22 protein-coding genes are annotated in these 18,773 nt (G+C 41.4%); 6 read left to right on the forward strand and 16 right to left on the reverse strand.

The window, feature by feature from the left end:
* Nucleotides 1–88: 88 nt before the first annotated feature.
* Together ACLI1A_RS07685 and ACLI1A_RS07690 are read left to right on the forward strand one after the other, a co-directional pair.
* Complete coding sequence (locus tag ACLI1A_RS07685) at nucleotides 89–907, forward strand: hypothetical protein (RefSeq protein ID WP_411407796.1); 819 nt, start codon at nucleotides 89–91, stop codon at nucleotides 905–907.
* A gap of 233 nt (nucleotides 908–1,140) precedes the next feature.
* A complete protein-coding gene (locus ACLI1A_RS07690) occupies nucleotides 1,141–1,602 on the forward strand; it encodes a hypothetical protein (protein ID WP_411407798.1) in 462 nt (153 codons plus the stop codon).
* A gap of 19 nt (nucleotides 1,603–1,621) precedes the next feature.
* Here ACLI1A_RS07690 and ACLI1A_RS07695 read toward each other — a convergent pair whose 3' ends face one another.
* Nucleotides 1,622–1,705, reverse strand: coding sequence for a hypothetical protein (locus ACLI1A_RS07695; RefSeq protein ID WP_411408036.1), 84 nt, complete (start codon nucleotides 1,703–1,705; stop codon nucleotides 1,622–1,624).
* Between the two features lie 61 nt (nucleotides 1,706–1,766).
* On the opposite strand from ACLI1A_RS07695, the gene ACLI1A_RS07700 reads away from it, so the two are divergent.
* On the forward strand, nucleotides 1,767–2,411 hold the full coding sequence (locus tag ACLI1A_RS07700) for a hypothetical protein (protein WP_411407800.1): 645 nt from the start codon (nucleotides 1,767–1,769) through the stop codon (nucleotides 2,409–2,411).
* Between the two features lie 44 nt (nucleotides 2,412–2,455).
* On the opposite strand, the gene ACLI1A_RS07705 is transcribed toward ACLI1A_RS07700, so the two are convergent.
* The 10 genes from ACLI1A_RS07705 to ACLI1A_RS07750 all read right to left on the reverse strand — a co-directional run bounded on the left by ACLI1A_RS07705 (nucleotide 2,456) and on the right by ACLI1A_RS07750 (nucleotide 10,346).
* Nucleotides 2,456–2,755 (reverse strand): hypothetical protein, encoded by a 300-nt coding sequence (locus ACLI1A_RS07705; protein WP_411407802.1) that lies wholly within the window; start codon nucleotides 2,753–2,755, stop codon nucleotides 2,456–2,458.
* A 4-nt stretch (nucleotides 2,756–2,759) separates the two neighbouring features.
* A complete protein-coding gene (locus ACLI1A_RS07710) occupies nucleotides 2,760–3,146 on the reverse strand; it encodes a hypothetical protein (protein ID WP_411407804.1) in 387 nt (128 codons plus the stop codon).
* 18 nt (nucleotides 3,147–3,164) lie between these two features.
* Nucleotides 3,165–3,512: a hypothetical protein gene (locus tag ACLI1A_RS07715; RefSeq protein ID WP_411407806.1), complete on the reverse strand. Its 348-nt coding sequence runs from the start codon at nucleotides 3,510–3,512 to the stop codon at nucleotides 3,165–3,167.
* On the reverse strand, nucleotides 3,502–3,855 hold the full coding sequence (locus ACLI1A_RS07720; RefSeq protein WP_411407808.1) for a hypothetical protein: 354 nt from the start codon (nucleotides 3,853–3,855) through the stop codon (nucleotides 3,502–3,504). The genes ACLI1A_RS07715 and ACLI1A_RS07720 overlap by 11 nt, the downstream gene beginning before the upstream one ends.
* Before the next feature lie 54 nt (nucleotides 3,856–3,909).
* Nucleotides 3,910–4,416: a GbsR/MarR family transcriptional regulator gene (locus ACLI1A_RS07725; RefSeq protein WP_411407810.1), complete on the reverse strand. Its 507-nt coding sequence runs from the start codon at nucleotides 4,414–4,416 to the stop codon at nucleotides 3,910–3,912.
* A gap of 76 nt (nucleotides 4,417–4,492) precedes the next feature.
* Entirely contained in the window at nucleotides 4,493–5,911 is a 1,419-nt protein-coding gene (locus ACLI1A_RS07730; protein ID WP_411407812.1) for a class I adenylate-forming enzyme family protein, read from the reverse strand.
* Nucleotides 5,912–6,739: an SDR family NAD(P)-dependent oxidoreductase gene (locus tag ACLI1A_RS07735; RefSeq protein ID WP_411407814.1), complete on the reverse strand. Its 828-nt coding sequence runs from the start codon at nucleotides 6,737–6,739 to the stop codon at nucleotides 5,912–5,914.
* A gap of 129 nt (nucleotides 6,740–6,868) precedes the next feature.
* Nucleotides 6,869–7,372, reverse strand: coding sequence for a hypothetical protein (locus ACLI1A_RS07740; protein ID WP_411407816.1), 504 nt, complete (start codon nucleotides 7,370–7,372; stop codon nucleotides 6,869–6,871).
* Between the two features lie 58 nt (nucleotides 7,373–7,430).
* A complete protein-coding gene (locus ACLI1A_RS07745) occupies nucleotides 7,431–8,756 on the reverse strand; it encodes a DEAD/DEAH box helicase (RefSeq protein ID WP_411407818.1) in 1,326 nt (441 codons plus the stop codon).
* A 102-nt stretch (nucleotides 8,757–8,858) separates the two neighbouring features.
* A complete protein-coding gene (locus tag ACLI1A_RS07750; protein ID WP_411407820.1) occupies nucleotides 8,859–10,346 on the reverse strand; it encodes a helix-turn-helix domain-containing protein in 1,488 nt (495 codons plus the stop codon).
* Nucleotides 10,347–10,479: 133 nt separating this feature from the next.
* On the opposite strand from ACLI1A_RS07750, the gene aceB reads away from it, so the two are divergent.
* On the forward strand, nucleotides 10,480–12,063 hold the full coding sequence (gene aceB, locus ACLI1A_RS07755) for a malate synthase A (RefSeq protein WP_411407822.1): 1,584 nt from the start codon (nucleotides 10,480–10,482) through the stop codon (nucleotides 12,061–12,063).
* A gap of 103 nt (nucleotides 12,064–12,166) precedes the next feature.
* On the forward strand, nucleotides 12,167–13,444 hold the full coding sequence (aceA, locus tag ACLI1A_RS07760; RefSeq protein ID WP_411407824.1) for an isocitrate lyase: 1,278 nt from the start codon (nucleotides 12,167–12,169) through the stop codon (nucleotides 13,442–13,444).
* Nucleotides 13,445–13,509: 65 nt separating this feature from the next.
* Here the strand turns inward: aceA and ACLI1A_RS07765 are convergent, their stop codons facing one another.
* Nucleotides 13,510–13,692 (reverse strand): hypothetical protein, encoded by a 183-nt coding sequence (locus ACLI1A_RS07765; protein ID WP_411407826.1) that lies wholly within the window; start codon nucleotides 13,690–13,692, stop codon nucleotides 13,510–13,512.
* Between the two features lie 157 nt (nucleotides 13,693–13,849).
* Nucleotides 13,850–15,238, reverse strand: a complete 1,389-nt coding sequence (gene lpdA / locus ACLI1A_RS07770) for a dihydrolipoyl dehydrogenase (RefSeq protein WP_411407828.1) — start codon at nucleotides 15,236–15,238, stop codon at nucleotides 13,850–13,852.
* A gap of 140 nt (nucleotides 15,239–15,378) precedes the next feature.
* On the opposite strand from lpdA, the gene ACLI1A_RS07775 reads away from it, so the two are divergent.
* On the forward strand, nucleotides 15,379–16,863 hold the full coding sequence (locus ACLI1A_RS07775) for a P-loop NTPase fold protein (protein ID WP_411407830.1): 1,485 nt from the start codon (nucleotides 15,379–15,381) through the stop codon (nucleotides 16,861–16,863).
* Between the two features lie 54 nt (nucleotides 16,864–16,917).
* Here the strand turns inward: ACLI1A_RS07775 and ACLI1A_RS07780 are convergent, their stop codons facing one another.
* Genes ACLI1A_RS07780 through ACLI1A_RS07790 form a run of 3 tightly spaced genes read right to left on the reverse strand, consistent with a single transcriptional unit; the run spans nucleotide 16,918 to nucleotide 18,660 of the window.
* Nucleotides 16,918–17,487 carry a YceI family protein gene (locus ACLI1A_RS07780; RefSeq protein WP_411407832.1) on the reverse strand — a complete coding sequence of 190 codons (570 nt, stop codon included), beginning with the start codon at nucleotides 17,485–17,487 and terminating at the stop codon, nucleotides 16,918–16,920.
* A 53-nt stretch (nucleotides 17,488–17,540) separates the two neighbouring features.
* The gene (locus ACLI1A_RS07785; RefSeq protein ID WP_411407834.1) at nucleotides 17,541–18,179 is read right to left on the reverse strand and encodes an NAD(P)H-dependent oxidoreductase; all 639 of its coding nucleotides are present in this window, start codon (nucleotides 18,177–18,179) and stop codon (nucleotides 17,541–17,543) included.
* Between the two features lie 28 nt (nucleotides 18,180–18,207).
* Nucleotides 18,208–18,660 carry a MarR family winged helix-turn-helix transcriptional regulator gene (locus ACLI1A_RS07790; RefSeq protein ID WP_411407836.1) on the reverse strand — a complete coding sequence of 151 codons (453 nt, stop codon included), beginning with the start codon at nucleotides 18,658–18,660 and terminating at the stop codon, nucleotides 18,208–18,210.
* Between the last annotated feature and the right edge of the window lie 113 nt (nucleotides 18,661–18,773).

Raw genomic sequence — 18,773 nt, forward strand, 5'->3', positions numbered from 1 at the left:
TTCAAATTTTTATCTGCACAACAACGTGATTTTGTGAATTTTTCAACACAAGTTAATAACCTTTGTGATATTCGCTAATTTTGTAAACATGACGGTACTAAAACGATTGTTTAGCTTTTACATCCATGCCAGCATCCACGTATCGGTTGCTGTGCTGAGCCTTGTATTAATGACGTTCCATATGTTTTCATTGCCGGTAAACGCTTATATGGCGGGCTTTGCATTCTTCGGAACGTTGTTTGGGTACAATTTTATTAAATACGAAAGCCGTTTCAGGTACAGGCTTGCGCTAAGTGCATTTCATAAGGCTGTGCTGGTTATCAGTGTTTTGTCATTAGGGGCAGGGGCGTGGTGCTTTTTTATGCTTTCGGTAAAAGCACAGCTTGCCGCGCTGATTTTATTTGTGTTTGCGGTGCTGTATGCGGTGCCGGTTTCTTCTAAGGGTAACCTGCGCAACCTTGCCGGGATAAAAATATACATAGTGGCACTATGCTGGGCGGGGGTTACCACCCTGATGCCGCTGCTTAATGCCGGACTGGATTTAGGGCACGATACCTGGTTGAAGTTTTGCCAGCGCTTTCTGCTGGTTATTATCCTCATCCTGATTTTTGAAATCATCGACCTGAGTGTAGACGACCCTGCACTGAAAACCGTACCCCAAAAAATAGGCATTAAAAATACCCGTTTGCTCAACCTGTTTTTACTGGCGCTGTTCTATTTCCTGGAGTTTTTTAAAACCCATACCGATTTCCACCAGCTGGTAGCCAATGTAATGCTGCTGCTTATGGTGGGGTTGTTTACGCAGTTTGCCACCCCGCAACGCTCTAAATACTATACGCTGTTTTGGGTGGAGAGCGTGCCTGTGTTTTGGCTTGTGTTATTGTTGTTTCTGGATAGGGTGGTGTAATATGCGCTATCGAATTCCCACCCCGCCCTGCAGGCACCCCTCCGAAGGAGGGGAATTGTAGTACAGGAACAGTAGAGTGGTATTCCCCTCCTTCGGAGGGGTGCCTGCAGGGCGGGGTGGGAGTTACAATAGCTAAAGCATCTGCTGAATAGTATTGACTGGAAATCCACGCTACCTAATTTTTCAATATCTTGCGTTACTTTTTACAGCCATCATAATAAGATCAGATATTTATGAGAAATTTTACCTGTTTACTTGCTTTTGTATTCTTTTCATGTGCCAAAAATGGCAATTCAAATCCTGCAAGGCAGAATGAAATAAATGCAAAAGGTGTTGATAAACAATTTGATTCGGGTAGTCAGTTTGCCTTTTTTCATGAGCTGAAAAGTAACGACAGCGTACTGCTTGGCAAAGCTTATGTGGCGTATAAGAAAGATTCAATATTCGACAGGCTTATTATATTGGGAGATAAAAATGATACTCTGTACAAAGTGGATAAAAGTAAATTATTTACTGTAGAGGGCTTAGACACTGTGGTAAATCCCGATGGCTTTTATGGTTATAAAAGCGTATCGAAAGGCAACGACCATTTTGTAATAGTTATGGCAAACAAAGATGGTAATGGAGCATCTGATGACATTGAAATTGCATGGAATTACGAGAAAAAGTGTTTTGAGATTTTAAGGATACCATAGTGTAATCCGCTTTATTGCATTAATAGTTAATAATGTTTCTGATAGCTTTTTCAGCAGTATTAAACTCAAATCCGAAGCCACTTTTAAGTAACCTTACCGGTATTACACTGCACTATCGATGTATGTGTATGGATGGAAAAATTATAAACTAAACTTGAGAAATTATGTTTTCAAAAGATGTAAAAAAGTTATGTTTCGATTTATTGAAAGAAAAATTTGTTCCTCTGGGTTATAAGGCAAACAGAAAAGGACAGGAATTTATAAAGCCCAATGATTTTGGCTTTGACGGTATGTTTTTTAGCACGGCTGAATATGCAGGGCTTAAACGGTATGATATTAAGTTTTTTGTTGAAGTAAGAATAGAAAAAATTCAGCAATTAATAAATCTTACAAATGAATTTGTCAATGATACACAGCAATTCATAAATCCAACGTGTATAGTCAATATTGGAACCTTTACAGGTAATCGTACTCTAAATTTTGAAACATTTTCTCCTGAGGATGTTGAAAATGCTGTAGAAACGTTTTGGAAAATATATAACGATTACGCGATTGAATTTATTAAAAAATGTTATGATATAGATTTTTTAAATAGTTTTTATGCAAAATATGCCAATATGTCTAAAGATTGGTTTACAGCAGCGAGTTGGTTTATTGCTGCTCCCACTGTGGCTTATCTGGCAAATAAAGAAACATTTCCAGAATTCAGGAAGAAGTATATGGTTTATTTAACTAATGATTTAAATTTTCCTGAAGACAGGCTAAATGAAATAAACGAATATTTAGATAAGATATCGGAAGCTGATTAACATTTATGACCAACTCAAATTATATCCCGCATGGCATTAACAAGCTATGCGGGATTTTTTAGATTTACTTCAAGCGGATTTGGTTTGAACGGCATGGAGTGCCCCAGTACTTTCAGTAGGCTGTCTATGCCGTAGGTAACGGTTTTACTCTTGTGGTCTATCAGCGCAATTTCGTTACGGGCGCGGTCGGCATCCACAAAGGCGCAGCTCTCTGCGTTGAGGTCGGCATAGGGGAGGCGGCCGTTTTCGTCGAGCATGCCGGTTTTTACAAAGCCTGCCGTGTACGCCCTGCACAGGGGGCAGTCTTTATCGTAAACCAGGGTTTGGTGTCTCAGGGTTTTCATAATCTTACATTTTAAACACTATTTTGTCTTCAGTAGCAGTTTCTTTGGCTTTGCGTTTTCCACGGAAAAAGAAATACAGGTTAAGGAACAGCATAATGCCCAGGTAAATGCTAAAGCCGCCTATCTTATAGCTTAGTGCTTCTACCAGTTCCTGGTAACTGTCCTGGTAAAGGTTGATACGCAGTATCATCAGTGCAAAACCCAGGTTAAGCAGGTAAAACCCGGTTTCAAAAAGCTTGTTGGTGGCATCGGCTATTTCGGTACGGCCTTTAAAAATATCCAGCATAAATATGCGTGCGTTTTTAAACAGGGTTCGGCTTACAATGAGCGTAAGGGCTATGGCTACGGGCAGGTAAATAAAATAACCGATAAGAATTTTTGAAGTTTCCATATATAAAAGATTTTATAGTTAGTGAATGAGTTTTTTAAGGTAACGGGTTAGTATAAAAAGGTTGGTATAGTGCAGTATGGCAAGCAGTAAAATGATATAACCAATGCGACTGCTAAGGGTAACTGTTAAATCGGTAACTGTGTGTATTTGTTTCCAGTTAGATAGGGTAGTGGCGGCGTAACCAATGTTAACCAGGTAGTAGCCTGTAAGCAGTATGCGGTTAATGCGCAGGCAAAGCTCCTGATGCCCGGGTATAAGCGACAGCACGTAGGTGTTACCATTGCGGTAGCAGATTCTCCCTATTACCACAATAATGTAGACTGTGCTGAACAGGAAGATGCAATAGGCAAGGAGGTTAAGGTTCATGGCTAAGGTACTTATTCAGTTTATTGGTAACATACAAAAAGTAACAGGCTACCGTCATGGGAATTAAATAAAGGGAAATTATTGCCACTGCCGGAGTGTAAAAATCAGTAGCCCAAGCACAAAAAACAATAAATAAGGCAATTGCAGCAGCAGTCCAATAGTTTGTTATTAGTTTTTTATGATGCTGATCTAATTCTTTATAGTAAATGACAGAAATAATTACCGCCAATAAGAGCTGTAATGGACCTAAAACAATCTGCGCGTACATACCAAAAAAGATAGATATGTACAGCAGGAGTGTAGCCCATGTAGCGATTGAGTTAATTGTATGGATTGTTTTCATAATATTGATTGTTTTAAACTTTCAAAAATATTTGAAATATGTGTGTAAAATTTTTTAGCGCATTATTTTCATAACCAGACGTGCTATCCAGTTGTCTTTGTGTTCAGTAACTTTTTCTATCATATTGTCGGCTTTCAGTACAAAATCGTACAGCTTGGCGGTTTGCTCCCTAAAGGTTTTGGCCTCGGTAGAATGATCCTCGTTAGAAAACGACGATACATCTTTAAGTACCTTAAGGGCAGGTTTAATTTCGCGGCGGCTACGTTCCTGGGCTATTTTCACGGCAAGTTCGTCCAGGTCTTTTTCGGCTACAAAGAACTCACGGCGTTCGCCCGGTTTCAGCTCTTTATAAATAATGCCCCAGTCCATTAGCGAGCGAAGGTTCATGCTGGCATTACCGCGGCTTATGTGCAGCTCCTCCATAATTTCCTCCATACTCAGGGCTTCGGGCGCTACCATAAGCAGGGCGTGTATCTGCGCCATGGTTTTGTTTATACCCCATTGAGAGCCTAATGCGCCCCAGGTTTGTATGAACTTATTTTTAGCTTCTCCGAATTCCATGTACCAAAGGTAAGTAATTGTTTTTAAACTTTCAAAATATTTTGAAAGTTATTTCGAAAAAATATGAAGCCTGATCTTAGTTAACCAGCAGTTTGGTAGCTCTTATTTCCTCTAAATATACCACTGATTTTGGCATCATATAGCGCGGTAAATGCTGTATGGCCCAGTTATTAAAATCTTTTTTAGCCAATTCTGATGTATCGCGTAACACTACTTCGGCAAAAATAGCAGGTACAGCATCGTTACCCATAGTGCTTCCGGCTTTTACCCAATTTACATTGGGGTGGGTGTATAATATATTTTCCAGTTCTAAGGGATAAATGTTTTCTCCACCAATAACCATCATATCGTCTTTACGGCTTTTGTAAAAATAAAAGCTTTCAGAATTTTTAGTTACAATATCTCCCGTGGCATTGTAGCCTTCCTTATTATCATCTGCTGCCCAAGGGCATTTTACCAGTAATTCTCCGCTATCAGATATTTTTGCCTCAATACCATGCATCATACGCCCAATTGTTCCCGGATGTTTTTTTAAATCGTCGGGTGTAGCTATAGTACATACCCCGGTTTTAGATGTGCCATACATATTGTAAAGCTGTATGGTGGGTATTGTATTGATTTGGTTAACAACATGGCGGGGTAAAACATCGCCACCGGTAATTATTTTCACATTAAGTTTATCTACGTTATGTAGCTTCTGTAGCATCAAAGGCACTGCAACCCAACAATCAATACCGTTTTCTAAGAGTTTCCCAGTTTTGTCTGCATCAAACTTTCGGGTAAGCCGTATATTCTTGCCTAAGAACACAGATAATAAAAAGGCTGCCAACCCATAGCCATGAAATAATGGCGTAGATACCAAGACAGCTGTGTTTTCCTCAAGCTTAAGCGTTCGGATTATTTCAGCCAGCGGGCTTAAAAACGGTAATACAGTAGTTTTTCGCTTTTCTTGGCTCGGCACACCTGTAGAACCGCTGGATAGTATTGTAATGTTGCTTTTTCTGCGCCAAGTTGTTTTTAATTCTTTACTTTCAGGAATATCACAGGTGGTACATAAAACAGGAATATTACAATTAATAAAATGCATTTTCAATTCCGGTTCACATATAATCAGGTGTGGCTTTGTTGATGATATAAAGTCCTGGTAAAATTGAGGTGTTTGGTTGGGGTTAAGTAAAAAAACATTAGCACCTGTGCCGGACGCACCAAAAAGCAGTGTTACAAATTCGATGGAATTGTGGCTTATAAGGAGTACCTTACTTTTTGGGGTAATATTAAACGTATTGTTTATAAACCGTGTAGTGCTTGTACTTAGCGCGTAAAGTTGAGCATACGAAATTCGTTTTGTGTCATCTTCAAGGTATGCTGATGATGTACTTGTAAGCATCGATTTAAGTAGGGCGGGCAATGTAAAACCGTGGCTGTATACAGCAGGTAAAAGGGCGGTTAAGCGTTTTAATCCAATGGCTTTTATGTTAGAATACAACGTTGCCATTTATTTCTTCAGGCTTATTAAAGTAAATCTTTCCCAAATACGCCTGCCAAAAAAACCGGCAGTTTGTGCCATTACAGCCCACCACGGTTTGTAATATGTATTGTGTTTGTATAACAGCTTTGCTATTCTTACAGCTGCCTGTTGGGGTGTCATAGCCGGATAGTTTTCATATCTTTTGTTAGGGGCTATCATTCTGGTACGTACAAGAGGGAAATATGCTGTTTTAGCATTTATTCCCATGCATTTCCACTCGGCCGCATTGCATCGGAACCATTGGTCAAATGCCGTTTTAGAAGCTTGGTAAGCCGCCCATTTTGGCGCAGAGAGTAACAGCACATTAAGTGCCGAAACATTTACAATTGTGCCTTTTGAATGGCTTAGTAGCGGTGTAATGGCCAATAATAATTTTACAGGCGCCAGATAATTTAGTGTATTGGTGCGCGTGTAATCATGAAACCGGTTTAATGATTCCTGTAACGACCGCGTAATTGATTTTCCTGCATTTGAAATAAAAATATCTATGGTATCTAATTCTTTCAGGTGTGTTATTACTGCATCAATTTCGGCATCATTATACAAATCTGCCACGATAGCAGTACACGTGGCGCCGTTTTCTTGTATGGTTTTACAAAGCTGGGCTAATTTTTCTTCAGTCCTGGCTATCAAAATTAAATTCGGTTGGTACTTTGAAAGTAAAAGCGCCGTTGCCTCACCAATGCCAAATGTTGCTCCTGTAATTACTATGGTTTTATTACAAACAGCTTTATTAAGAGCGTTAGGGTTTGCAGCTACATGTGGAAATAATAAATGGGTAAGTAAACGTGCCAAATGCTCTTAAGATTGAAGTTGCTTATATTTTTTAAAGGTATAAAAAACTCTTTTACAACAAAACCCTGATGCGCATACATGGGCGTGATGCACTATTTTTCGCTTTTGTGTTTACTTATGTTTAGCTAACTACGAAATAATCCCGTAAAACTTAAACTTGCCGTTTACCTTAACAAAGCGGAAAGCTTGGCGCATGCCCGGGTGCCCTTTAGAAAGTTCGCCCGGCAGGTAGGTGTCTACCCATACATCATAAACTTTTACTTCCTTGCTGTTCTTAAGTCCAGGCACGGTCATGTTCTTCATCAATGCCGAACTGAATCCGTATCCTCTTTTTGCAAGGGCCTTATACAGCGCCGACTGCTTAAAACCTTTGGCTATGCTGCCAAAGTATTCGCCTGCGGGTACAAAGAAAGCGCTTGGGTTATAATCGCCGGCTTCGGCACATTCAGCGCATTCAATTTTAGATAACGAAACCGCAACAAATTTAGCCTGGTCGCCTTTGGTCAGGGCTTCAATAAGGCTTATAAAAGCTTTATCGAGTACATCCCATTCGTTAGCAGCCGGTTTGGCAGGAGTGTTTTGAGCTAAGGCAATGCCTGAAATAAAAAAGAATACAATTGCAAGTCGTTTCATGCTGATAGTGCTGTTTTACGCGGCTAAAATACACATTCCTGTAAAATAAAAACGCCGGTTAGTACCAGCGTTTCTTATTTTTTTTCGATTCTGCCGATTTCCTCGAATTCGAGTTACCCGGCTTTGATTTGCCACTTCGGGCGCCGCTGTTGTTATTACTAACGGATCCGCCCCCCGGCTTATTATTGTTAGGATTCTTTTTCTTATTCCTAAAATCAGGCTTGGCACCTTCAGGCTTTACTTCGTCGCTGTAAGGATAAGGGTGGCCGTCTATAACCTTTATCTTTTGTCCTATAAGCTTTTCTATATCCTTAAGGTAAGGCAGTTCGTCGCGCCCACAGAATGATATGGCAAGGCCACTGTTACCGGCACGTCCGGTACGCCCTATGCGGTGTACATAGGTTTCCGGGATATTTGGAAGGTCAAAGTTTATAACGTAAGGCAGGCTCTCTATATCTATACCGCGCGCTGCAATATCAGTAGCTACAAGCGCAGGGATTTCTTTGTTCTTAAATGCATCGAGCACGCGCTGGCGGGCACTTTGCGATTTATCGCCGTGTATGGCACCGCTTTCTACACCGTGTTTTTTTAGTGCCTTAACTACGTTATCGGCACCGTGCTTGGTACGGGTAAAGATAAGTACGTTGTTCAGGTTTTCGTTGCGGATAAGGTGGTACAGCAGCTTGCGCTTGTCTTCCTTGCCCACAAGGTACATATGTTGCTTTACCTTCTCGGCAGTAGACGATATTGGTGTTACCGATACGTATTCGGGCTTGGTAAGGAAACTGTCGGCAAGTTCGCGTATCGGCAGTGGCATAGTAGCCGAAAACAGTAGTGTTTGCCTGTTATCAGGGGTAAGCTTTATAATCTTTTTTACGTCGTTTATAAAGCCCATATCCAGCATCTGGTCGGCTTCGTCCAGCACCAGGTGGTGCATGTGGTCCAGGTTAATGAACCCCTGCTTGTGCAAATCCAACAGGCGGCCCGGAGTGGCTACCAGTACATCAACGCCTTTTTTAAGCTGGTCTACCTGTGGGTTTTGGTTCACACCGCCAAAAATGGTAAGGGTACGTATGTTTGTATACTTGGCATACGCATCAAAATTTGTGGCTATTTGTAGTGCCAGCTCGCGGGTAGGGGTTACTACCAGTGTACGAATGTATTTTACCTTTTTTGCAGCACCTACAATAGGGTGCAGGTTGTTTATGATAGGTATGGCAAAGGCTGCAGTTTTTCCTGTCCCGGTCTGGGCACAGCCTACAAGGTCTTTACCGTCTATTATTATAGGAATAGCCTGTTGCTGTATGGGTGTAGGTGCTTCATAGCCTTCATCGGCAAGCGCCTGCTGCAACTGGCTTATTAAGTTTAAATCTTCAAATTTCATTCAATGTAATGCCGCTATACAGCGGCTTTAAAATTAGCCTGCAAAGTTAGGCTTTTTATTTGTATTGTAGGCTTTTATGCTACAAAATTGTAAATCAGTGTTTTAATCTTTTTTGCTGAACCTTGCGGTAAGCTCTTCTACTACCTCTTCGGTACGTTTGTTTTGCGCCTTTTTTTGCAGTCGGGTAGGGGCTGCGGCACGTACATCACAATCGGTAATAGCGCAACTTTCGCAGGTAACCCCCACCTGCATACGGGGTATAGGATCTTTTTTAAGGAAAGGTACTTTGTTTACCAGGTCTTTATTGTGCAGTATGCCCAGTGCTATGCTGCGGTATTTGCCGTTACGAAACGGGTCTTCCATAGATGATGACAGCACCAGGTATTCGTTTTCGGTATTTACATATTGCGAAATCTGTGCCCCAAAGGCTGCCCGTGTTTTTGTTGCGGCTATTTCCTTAAGGGTGCGCAGGCCTACCCATCGGCGGCAGTAATGGTCGTTGTTTTCATTGGCATGCGGTTCCTGCAGGTTAGTAATGTGCAGTTCCTTTTCCAGTCTGAAATCATCAGTTGCCGGATTGTGGGAAAACCTCAGGAAGAAAATGTTCCGCATGTTAAAATCCTTAGGGAGTATGTTGGTTAGGCGCTGGTAGAAGGTTTCGGGCGAACCGGTAAACTGTTCCATCATGTTTTGTAGCAGCTCGGGTTGCCATTCGTCCAGGGCCAGGAAGTCCTTTAGCAGGTTTACAAGCTTTTTGCGCGGAATAATCAGTGCGCCTGCAAAATACGATGCAAAGAAGTTATTAAGCACCTGGTCAAAGCTGTCAAACTTTATCCACGAAAACGTGTACAACCTGTCTTGTATGCCCAGGTAGTTGTAGGCTATTTCCTTGGCATAAATAAACGTTTTTTGAGAATCGTCTACCGAGTGGCTCAGTAGCAGTGTTTTTGTTTCCGGCACAAAAACCGAACGCAGGTTGGTTAGCTCTCGGTACTGCCCCAGCGCATCGTAGTTAAAACTATAGCCGTATTCTTCGCGCAGTATGTCTTCCAGCTCCTGCGGGTTTATTTTTTCGTCGAGGTTTATGTTGTAGGCTTTGGCAAACAGCTCTACCTTTTTTTCCAAGTCGTCAAAATAGTTGTTTTGTGCTTCCTGGTACGAGCGCAGTGCCGCCAGGAAAAAGCTCTCACGGCTTAGGTTATAGTGCTTGGCTATTTCTATCAGGGTACTGATAAAGGCATTTACCTTAACGGGAGCCTCTGCTATAATGTCTATAAGGTCGCTTTCGCGTATGCCAAATAAATCCAACGGGATTTCTTTCAGTAAGCGTGATTGCAGTATTTCGCCTATGGGGGCAAGGTTTTTATCCAGCTTTAACGATACCAGGTGGTCGTAGGTGGTTTCCAGCGCATCGGCTATTTGCAGGATTTTGTCGCGCTTGGGGTATTTTTTACCTTTTTCTATTTCATTAAGGTACGATTTAGACAGGCCTGTCTTTTTGGATAGCCCAAAAAGCGACAGGTCTTTTTCATTGCGTACCTGCTTCATTTTTAACCCGAATATCAGGCGTATGTATTCTTCTTCAACCATAAATGCAAATATTACATTTTTTTGCGAAAATACAATATTTAGATTATTTTTTAAATTTAGCGAACGTTCGCTTGTTTTGTAAAAATTTATTTTTTAATATTGCCTTGTACTTTAACCCAAACCTCTTATAAGTATGGAAACGAACATAAAAAAAAGTGAAGTAACTGTAACCGGAAATGCTTACAGCGAAATACTTACCCCAAGGGCGCTGCAGTTCCTTGCGGCACTGCATGAAAACTTTAATAATAAAAGACTGGGGCTGCTTACCGATAGGGAAGCACGCCAGCAGGAGTTTGATAAAGGCGCCTTTCCGTCGTTTCCTCCTGAAACTGATTATTTGAGGAACGGAAACTGGACGGCTGCAAAACTACCCGAAGACCTGCTGGAACGCAGGGTAGAGATAACCGGGCCTGTAGACCGTAAAATGGTAATTAATGCACTAAACAGCGGAGCCAGTGTTTTTATGGCCGATTTTGAAGACAGCTGTTCGCCTACCTGGGCTAACCTCATGGAAGGGCAGCAAAACCTGCGCGATGCCGTAAACAAAACCATAAGCCTGGAACAAAACGGAAAGCTGTACAGGCTAAATGATAAAACAGCGGTACTGTTGGTGCGTCCGCGTGGGCTGCACCTTGTAGAAAAACATATCATAGTAAACGGCCAGCCCATGAGTGCGTCGCTGGTAGATTTTGGACTGTACCTGTACCATAATGTACAAACGTTATTACAACGTGGTTCGGGTCCGTATTTTTATTTGCCAAAACTGGAACATTATAAAGAGGCACGGTGGTGGAATGAGGTTTTTGTATTTGCTCAGCAATACCTCAATATTTCGCGTGGTACAATAAAAGCCACCGTGCTTATTGAAACCATCACAGCAAGTTTCCAGCTCGACGAAATTATTTACGAGCTGCGCGAACACATAGCCGGGCTTAACTGCGGCCGCTGGGACTACATTTTCTCTTACATTAAAAAACTGAAAAATCATCCGGGCTTTATTGTGCCGGACAGGGATCAGGTAACCATGGTGTCCCCATTTATGGCTGCCTATTCATTAAGGGTAATACAGCGCTGCCACAAACGCAACATCCATGCAATAGGCGGTATGGCAGCGCAAATTCCCGTTAAAAATGATGAGGAGGCTAACAATGTTGCTTTTGCCAAAGTAAAGGCAGACAAGGAACGTGAAGCCAAAAACGGTCACGACGGTACCTGGGTGGCACACCCGGCACTGGTACCGGTAGCTATGAAGGTGTTTAACGAAAACATGCATACTAAAAACCACATTCATATTAAACGAAACGATGTGGTTATTACCGAGCAGCAATTGCTTGAAATACCTAAAGGCACCATCACCGAGGCCGGAATACGCAAAAATATTAATGTGGGTATACTGTATGTAGAAAGCTGGATAACCGGTACCGGGGCGGCTGCACTGTACAATCTTATGGAAGATGCCGCTACAGCCGAAATATCGCGTATGCAGCTATGGCAGTGGATTAAAACTGGTGTAACTACTGATAAAGGAACACACCTTAGCCCTGAACTCTACGAGCTTTGGGTAGCTGAGGAGCTGGATAATATTAAGGAGTATGTAGGCGCAGCGCGTTTTGAAAATGGAAGGTTTGATGAAGCTGTGGTTATTTTTAACAAGCTGGTGCTGGCCGATGTTCCGGCGGAATTCCTTACCCTGGAAGCCTACGATTATATAGACTAAAACAATTGTAACCCAAACCCAATAAAAAAGCCTGCCGGATGCGGCAACATACGGCAGGCGTGTTTAAATAACTAGCAATAATCATTTAAAGCAAAGCAAAAGTATGAAAACGGAAGAAAGAATTCAAGCGTTAATTACCGATTGGCAAACAAATCCACGCTGGAAAGGTGTAGAAAGGCCTTATACGGCAGAGAAAGTAATTGAGCTTCAGGGCTCTTACCAGCTGGAATACTCGGTGGCCCGCCGTGGTGCTGCCGTACTTTGGAACAAACTAAATAACCAACCGTATGTTGCAGGTCTTGGCGCCCTTACCGGGAACCAGGCCATACAGGGGGTAGAGGCAGGTCTTGAGGCTATTTACCTTAGCGGATGGCAGGTAGCAGCCGATGCTAACCTGGCCGGTGAAATGTACCCGGACCAGTCGCTTTATCCGGCTAACAGCGTACCGGCTGTAGTAAAACGTATAAACAACGCCCTGCTGCGCGCCGACCAGATACAAAGCGTAAACAAGATAAGCCCAAAGAAGGATTACCTTGTGCCTATAGTGGCCGATGCCGAGGCGGGCTTTGGGGGCAACCTTAATGCTTTTGAACTGATGAAAGCCATGATAGAAGCGGGTGCAGCGGGGGTACACTTTGAAGACCAGCTTTCTTCTGCAAAAAAATGCGGGCACTTGGGCGGTAAGGTATTAGTGCCTACCCAAGAGGCTATAAACAAGCTGGTAGCAGCGCGCCTTGCGGCCGATGTTATGGGAGTGCCTACCCTTATTGTAGCCCGTACCGATGCTGATGCGGCCAACCTGCTTACCAGCGATGTGGACGAGCGCGACCGTAAGTTTATTACCGGAGAGCGCACATCGGAAGGATTCTTTTACGTAAACTGTGGGGTAGAGCAGGGTATAGACCGTGGACTATCATATGCGCCGTATGCTGATTTGCTGTGGATGGAAACCTCTACGCCCGATCTTGACCAGGCACGCCGCTTTGCAGAGGGCATCCATGCGCAGTTTCCTGGTAAAATGCTTGCTTACAACTGTTCGCCATCGTTTAACTGGGCTGCAAGGCTTTCGGTGGCCGAAATGGAAACTTTCCGAGAGGAGCTTGCTGCTATGGGCTATACGTTCCAGTTTATAACCCTTGCCGGTTTCCATGCGCTTAATACCAGTATGTTCGAGCTGTCTAAAGCCTATAAAGAGCGCGGTATGGCAGGTTACAGCGAACTGCAGGAGCGCGAATTTGCGCTGCAAAAAGATGGTTTCCGTGCGGTAAAACACCAGAATTTTGTGGGTACCTCATACTTCGATGCCGTACAGGACACCGTAACCGCGGGTATGGCATCTACTGTAGCAATGAAAGATAGTACCGAAACCGCCCAGTTTTAAAACCAGAGCGTTTAACATTCTGACATATAATCTGATTTTATTTAGTTGATTTGGAAAAGTCCTGCCTAATGGCAGGATTTTTTTTGGTTTAAGGTGTCGCGATTATGAAATTGTAGTATTCCGGCCATCCATATTCTATCTGATGGTGTAATAGACATCGTGTATCTTCCTTCGGGTATTAGCGCCGAAAACGGACTTTGTGCAAAAAGCGATGATGTAAATAGTAGTATCAGAATAAGTTTCTTCATAAAGAGTTGGTTAGGGGTATAAAGGTACTTAAAAAACGAAAAATCCGCCCCGAAAGTATCAGGGCGGATTAGTATTATTTTAGACTGTTAGAATTTTAGACCATTAGATTTTGCCTGAGTAAAGCTCAATCTTAAATCTACAATCTTCAATCTGAAATTAGATGTGTATCACCTCGTCATAAGCGGCAGCGGCAGCTTCCATGATGGCTTCGCTCATGGTAGGGTGCGGGTGAACCGACTTAATGATTTCGTGGCCTGTGGTTTCAAGCTTACGTGCTACAACAGCCTCGGCTATCATATCGGTAACGCCGGCGCCTATCATGTGACAGCCCAACCATTCGCCGTACTTAGCATCGAAAATCACTTTTACGAAACCATCTGCATTACCGGCAGCCTTAGCTTTACCTGAAGCAGAGAACGGGAATTTACCCACTTTAATTTCGTAACCTTTTTCTTTAGCTGCTTTTTCGGTAAGACCTACAGAGGCAATTTCAGGTGTAGCATACGTACAGCCCGGAATGTTACCATAATCAAGTGGCTCTACATGCAGGCCGGCGATTTTTTCAACACAAAGGATACCCTCAGCCGAAGCTACGTGTGCAAGCGCCTGGCCCGGAACTACGTCGCCAATGGCATAATAACCCGGTACGTTAGTTACGTAGTATTTGTTTACAAGTATCTTATCCCTGTCAGTAGCAATACCTACTTCTTCAAGGCCGATGTTCTCGATGTTTGATTTAATACCTACAGCAGAAAGCAGGATGTCTGCCTCAAGAACTTCTTCGCCTTTGGCAGTCTTAACGAATGCCTTAACACCGTTACCTGTAGTGTCTATGCGCTCTACAGAAGAGTTAGTCATTACATCGATGCCTGATTTTTTCAGTGAACGCTCAAATTGTTTTGATACATCCTCATCCTCAACCGGAACTACGTTTGGCATAAACTCTACTATAGTTACCTTAGTACCCATAGAGTTGTAGAAGTGTGCAAACTCTACGCCTATAGCGCCCGAACCTACAACAATCATGCTCTTAGGTTGCTCTGGCAGTACCATGGCCTGACGGTAACCTATCACTTTTTTACCATCTTGCGGCAGGTTTGGCAACTCGCGGCTGCGTGCACCTGTAGCAATAATGATGTGGTCGGCACTGATTTCGCTTACTTTACCGTCGGCATCAGTTACTTCCACTTTTTTGCCCGGTTTTACTTTACCGTAGCCGTATATAACTTCAATTTTGTTCTTTTTCATAAGGAACTGTACGCCTTTGCTCATGCCTTCGGCTACGCCACGGCTACGTGCTACTACAGCGCCAAAATCCTTGTCAAACTCCTTAACGGTAAGTCCGTAATCAGCAGCATGTTTCAGGTAGTCAAATACCTGAGCACTCTTAAGCAGTGCTTTTGTAGGTATACAGCCCCAGTTAAGGCAAATCCCACCAAGGTTTTCTTTTTCTACAATGGCTACTTTAAAGCCCAGTTGCGATGCCCTAATGGCAGTAACATAACCACCCGGGCCGCTGCCCAATACAATGATATCGTATTTCATTAGCTTGTAAATGTTTCTCGTTAAAATTTGTGCGCTACGAAATTAAGGATTTATTTGCAATGGGGGAAATGTTTTCGGGATTGAAAAATTGAAAGATTTGAGGAGAGGGAAATATTGTATTTTTGAAAAAACCTTCTAACATGATACAAATTAACCAAAATGAAATCCATGTGGATTTTAAAAAGCATATTGATATTGTTGATAATAAAAGAATATTATTCACGGCTCCTTTCGGTACGGGAAAGTCAACCATGCTTGAAAACTTTTTTAATGAGAATACTCAAGATTATTTTGTTTGTAAGCTGTTACCTATAAATTATTCTGTTGCTTCTAACGAAGATGTTTTTGAGTTAATTAAATATGATTTACTTACATATTTAATGGCTAATTTTTATGATGAACTAAATCTCGAAAAAGAAGACTTCTCATTACTATTGAGAAGCCAGATGTTTATCATGGAGCGGCTTAAAGTAATGCCGCTTTTAAGCGCAATACTTGGCATGAATGAAAAGATTGGCCAACCGGTTGTAAAATTACTTGAAGCCATGGAGAGCGTGATTAAGGACTTCAAAGCCTTTAGTAAAGAAATAAAAATTGATGAAGAAGATGATATTGAAAAGTTTATTGCATCGATAAAACACACTAAAGGCAATATATATGAAATGGATGCAGTTTCTCGTTTGATAAATGACCTGCTTCAAAGGGTAAATTCGGGGAGAGGAAATTCTAAGTCTGTACTTGTCGTTGATGATTTAGACAGATTGGATCCTGAGCATATTTTTAGATTATTCAATATATTTTGTTCCCACGACGATACTAAAGGAATAAATAAATTTGGTTTTGATAAGGTTATTTTTGTTTGCGATATTGAAAATATTAGAAAAATTTACCATCATAAATATGGGTTTGAAGTTGACTTTCTTGGATATATTGATAAGTTTTATTCAATCAGGCCATTTGAATTTGATAATAGGACATATGTAAGGGAAAGTATAGTAGCATATGTATCAAAGATAAAATTTGGAACTAATTTTCCGAAATTTTATCAAATAGAAAAGGGGCATCGGCTTTTTGAAACTTTGACTGCTATTTTTCTCTCATTGTTGGAAGCAAAAATCTTAAACTTAAGAATTTTAAATCGTGAAATAGTTTATGACGAATACCCAACATATAGAGAAAATAGTAAACTGCATAAAGTAAATAATTTTCCAATGTTGGTGATTTTCAATTTACTTAAGATTTTATTTGGTTCAAGCGAAGTCACTAAGAGTAAACTAAAATACCTTTATGAATATTATGATGGGGATAATTACTCAAATAATAGCGACATTCAACACTATAGTTATGAAAATCTTCAAGACTTGGTATTTTTTTGCCTACCATTTTTGATGAAGATGCCAAACTCATCGGTTAAACAAAAAGAAAATGGAACGAAAATTCTATTTTCTGAAAAGTATAAGTGTTATATACAGTTTAGTAATTTTTCAGAAGGTAATATGATTTTTTTTCATTTTTATAAAGCTACATTACATGATGCTGATGATAGTGAAGAATATATCTTTAATGCTTATCAACTGCTGTATGATGTATTTGAATTTTGTTTGCAAAAGAATTATTTAAGATAAAAAAAACCGCTTCCCATTGGGAAGCGGTTTCACGGTCAATTTAAACCCTAATTATTAGTAAACCAGTTTTACTGAAAGTTCAAACTCATCGTAGATAGCTTTGTCGCCAATACCTTCGAAGAAGCTTTTAGAACCGTATTTGATGTCGTATTTAGTCCTGTCTACGTTAAATGCAGTAGAAGCAGCTTTTTGGCCTGTAGTAAGTTCAAAAGTTACAGGGTTAGTTTTACCTTTAATAGTAAGGTCTGCAGTTACAGTGTATACGTTTTTAGATTTTTCTTTTACTGAAGTAAATACAAGAGTAGCAGTAGCGTATTTGTCAGTACCGAAGAAATCGTCAGCTTTAAGGTGGCCTTCAAGTTTCTCTTTACCTTCACCGGCTTTAAGGTCAGTTACGTTAATAGAGTTCATATCTACTGTAAATGTACCACCGGTAAGTTTACCTTTAGCAAAAGTAAGTGAACCTTCTTTGAAAGAGATAACACCACTGTGCTGGCCTGTTACTTTTTTACCTACCCAGTTGATAGCGCTGGCTTTTACGTCGATTTTTTTAGTTTGTGCAGTAGCAGTAAGTGCAGAAAGGGCTACTACAAAAGCGATAGCAATAGATTTTAGATTTTTCATCTGTGTTAAAAATTTAGGATTTAAAATTGTTTTTAATTTAATAAATAGTCGTTTTATAAAGTTATAAAGAGCTCGCCTTCCGGTTTGCGTACTTTCTTAAGGTGTTGGTTAGCATCCTCTGCGTGGCGGTATCCTATAGTAGCTACTAACGATGCGTTAAGGCCTTTTTCGGTTAAGCCCAGTATTTCATTAATAGTAGCGGCATTAAAGCCTTCCATAGGGGTAGCGTCTATATTAAGCAGGGGAGCGGTGTGTATAAGGTTTGCCAGTGCTATATAGGTTTGCTTGGCAGTCCAAATGTTTTTTTGCTCATCGGTAAGCGTACCCAAAAAGTTTTTCAGGTAATCGCCTAAACCGGCTACGGCCTCGGTAGGTACACCGCGTACTTCGCTTACATTGGCTACATACTTGTCTACCTGGGCGTCGTTTACGTTTACTTCATTTGCAAAAATCAGTATGTGCGATGCATCCCTAAACAGGTTTGCGTTATTCCCTCCGGCGGCTGCGGCAAGTTTTTCTTTCATTTCCTGGTTGCCCACTACTATTACCTTATAAGGCTGTAGCCCTACAGACGATACGCTTAGCTGTATCGCTTCTTTAAGGTAGGCCAGGTCTTCGGCAGATACTTTTTTAGTAGTATCGTATTTTTTTACGGCATAGCGCCATTTCTGGCTGTTAATGTATTCTTTCATTTTATATAATGTAAACGTGTGTGTTGTGTTAAGCTGTACGGTACTTTTGTAACAGGTATATTAATTGCTGTAGTTCTTCGGTAGTAAGGTTGTTGGCAAATTTGCTTTCGGCCTCTTCCACCTTGGGGTCCAGTTGTTGCAATAATTCAAGGCCCTTTTCGGTAATGCATATCTCCATCTTACGGCGGTTATCAGGGCATACCTCGCGGCTAACAAGATCCTTAAGCAGCAGCTTGTCTACCAGGCGGGTGGTGTTGCTGGTACGGGCTATCATACGCTCCTGTATTACGCCCATGTTTGCCGGCTTGCCTTTTTGTCCGCGCAGAATCCTAAGCACGTTAAACTGCTCGGGGCTCAGGTCGTAGGCTTTCATTACCTCAAGGGTATTTTCGCCTATAAGACGGTTTGTGTAAAACAAGTTCATTACCACTTGTTTTTCCGGGCTCATGTTAGGGCTCTTTATTATCTCTTCTATCTTCATTGCAACAAATGTTAGTAAATTCAACAATTGTAATTACAAAATTTGTATATACAAATGTATGTCAAAATATAATCACTTTTACAAAACGGGAGTTAATAATTTGTTAACGGTAT

The sequence above is a fragment of the Flavobacterium sp. RHBU_3 genome (genome assembly GCF_046613565.1).
In the GTDB taxonomy this organism is placed as follows: domain Bacteria; phylum Bacteroidota; class Bacteroidia; order Flavobacteriales; family Flavobacteriaceae; genus Flavobacterium.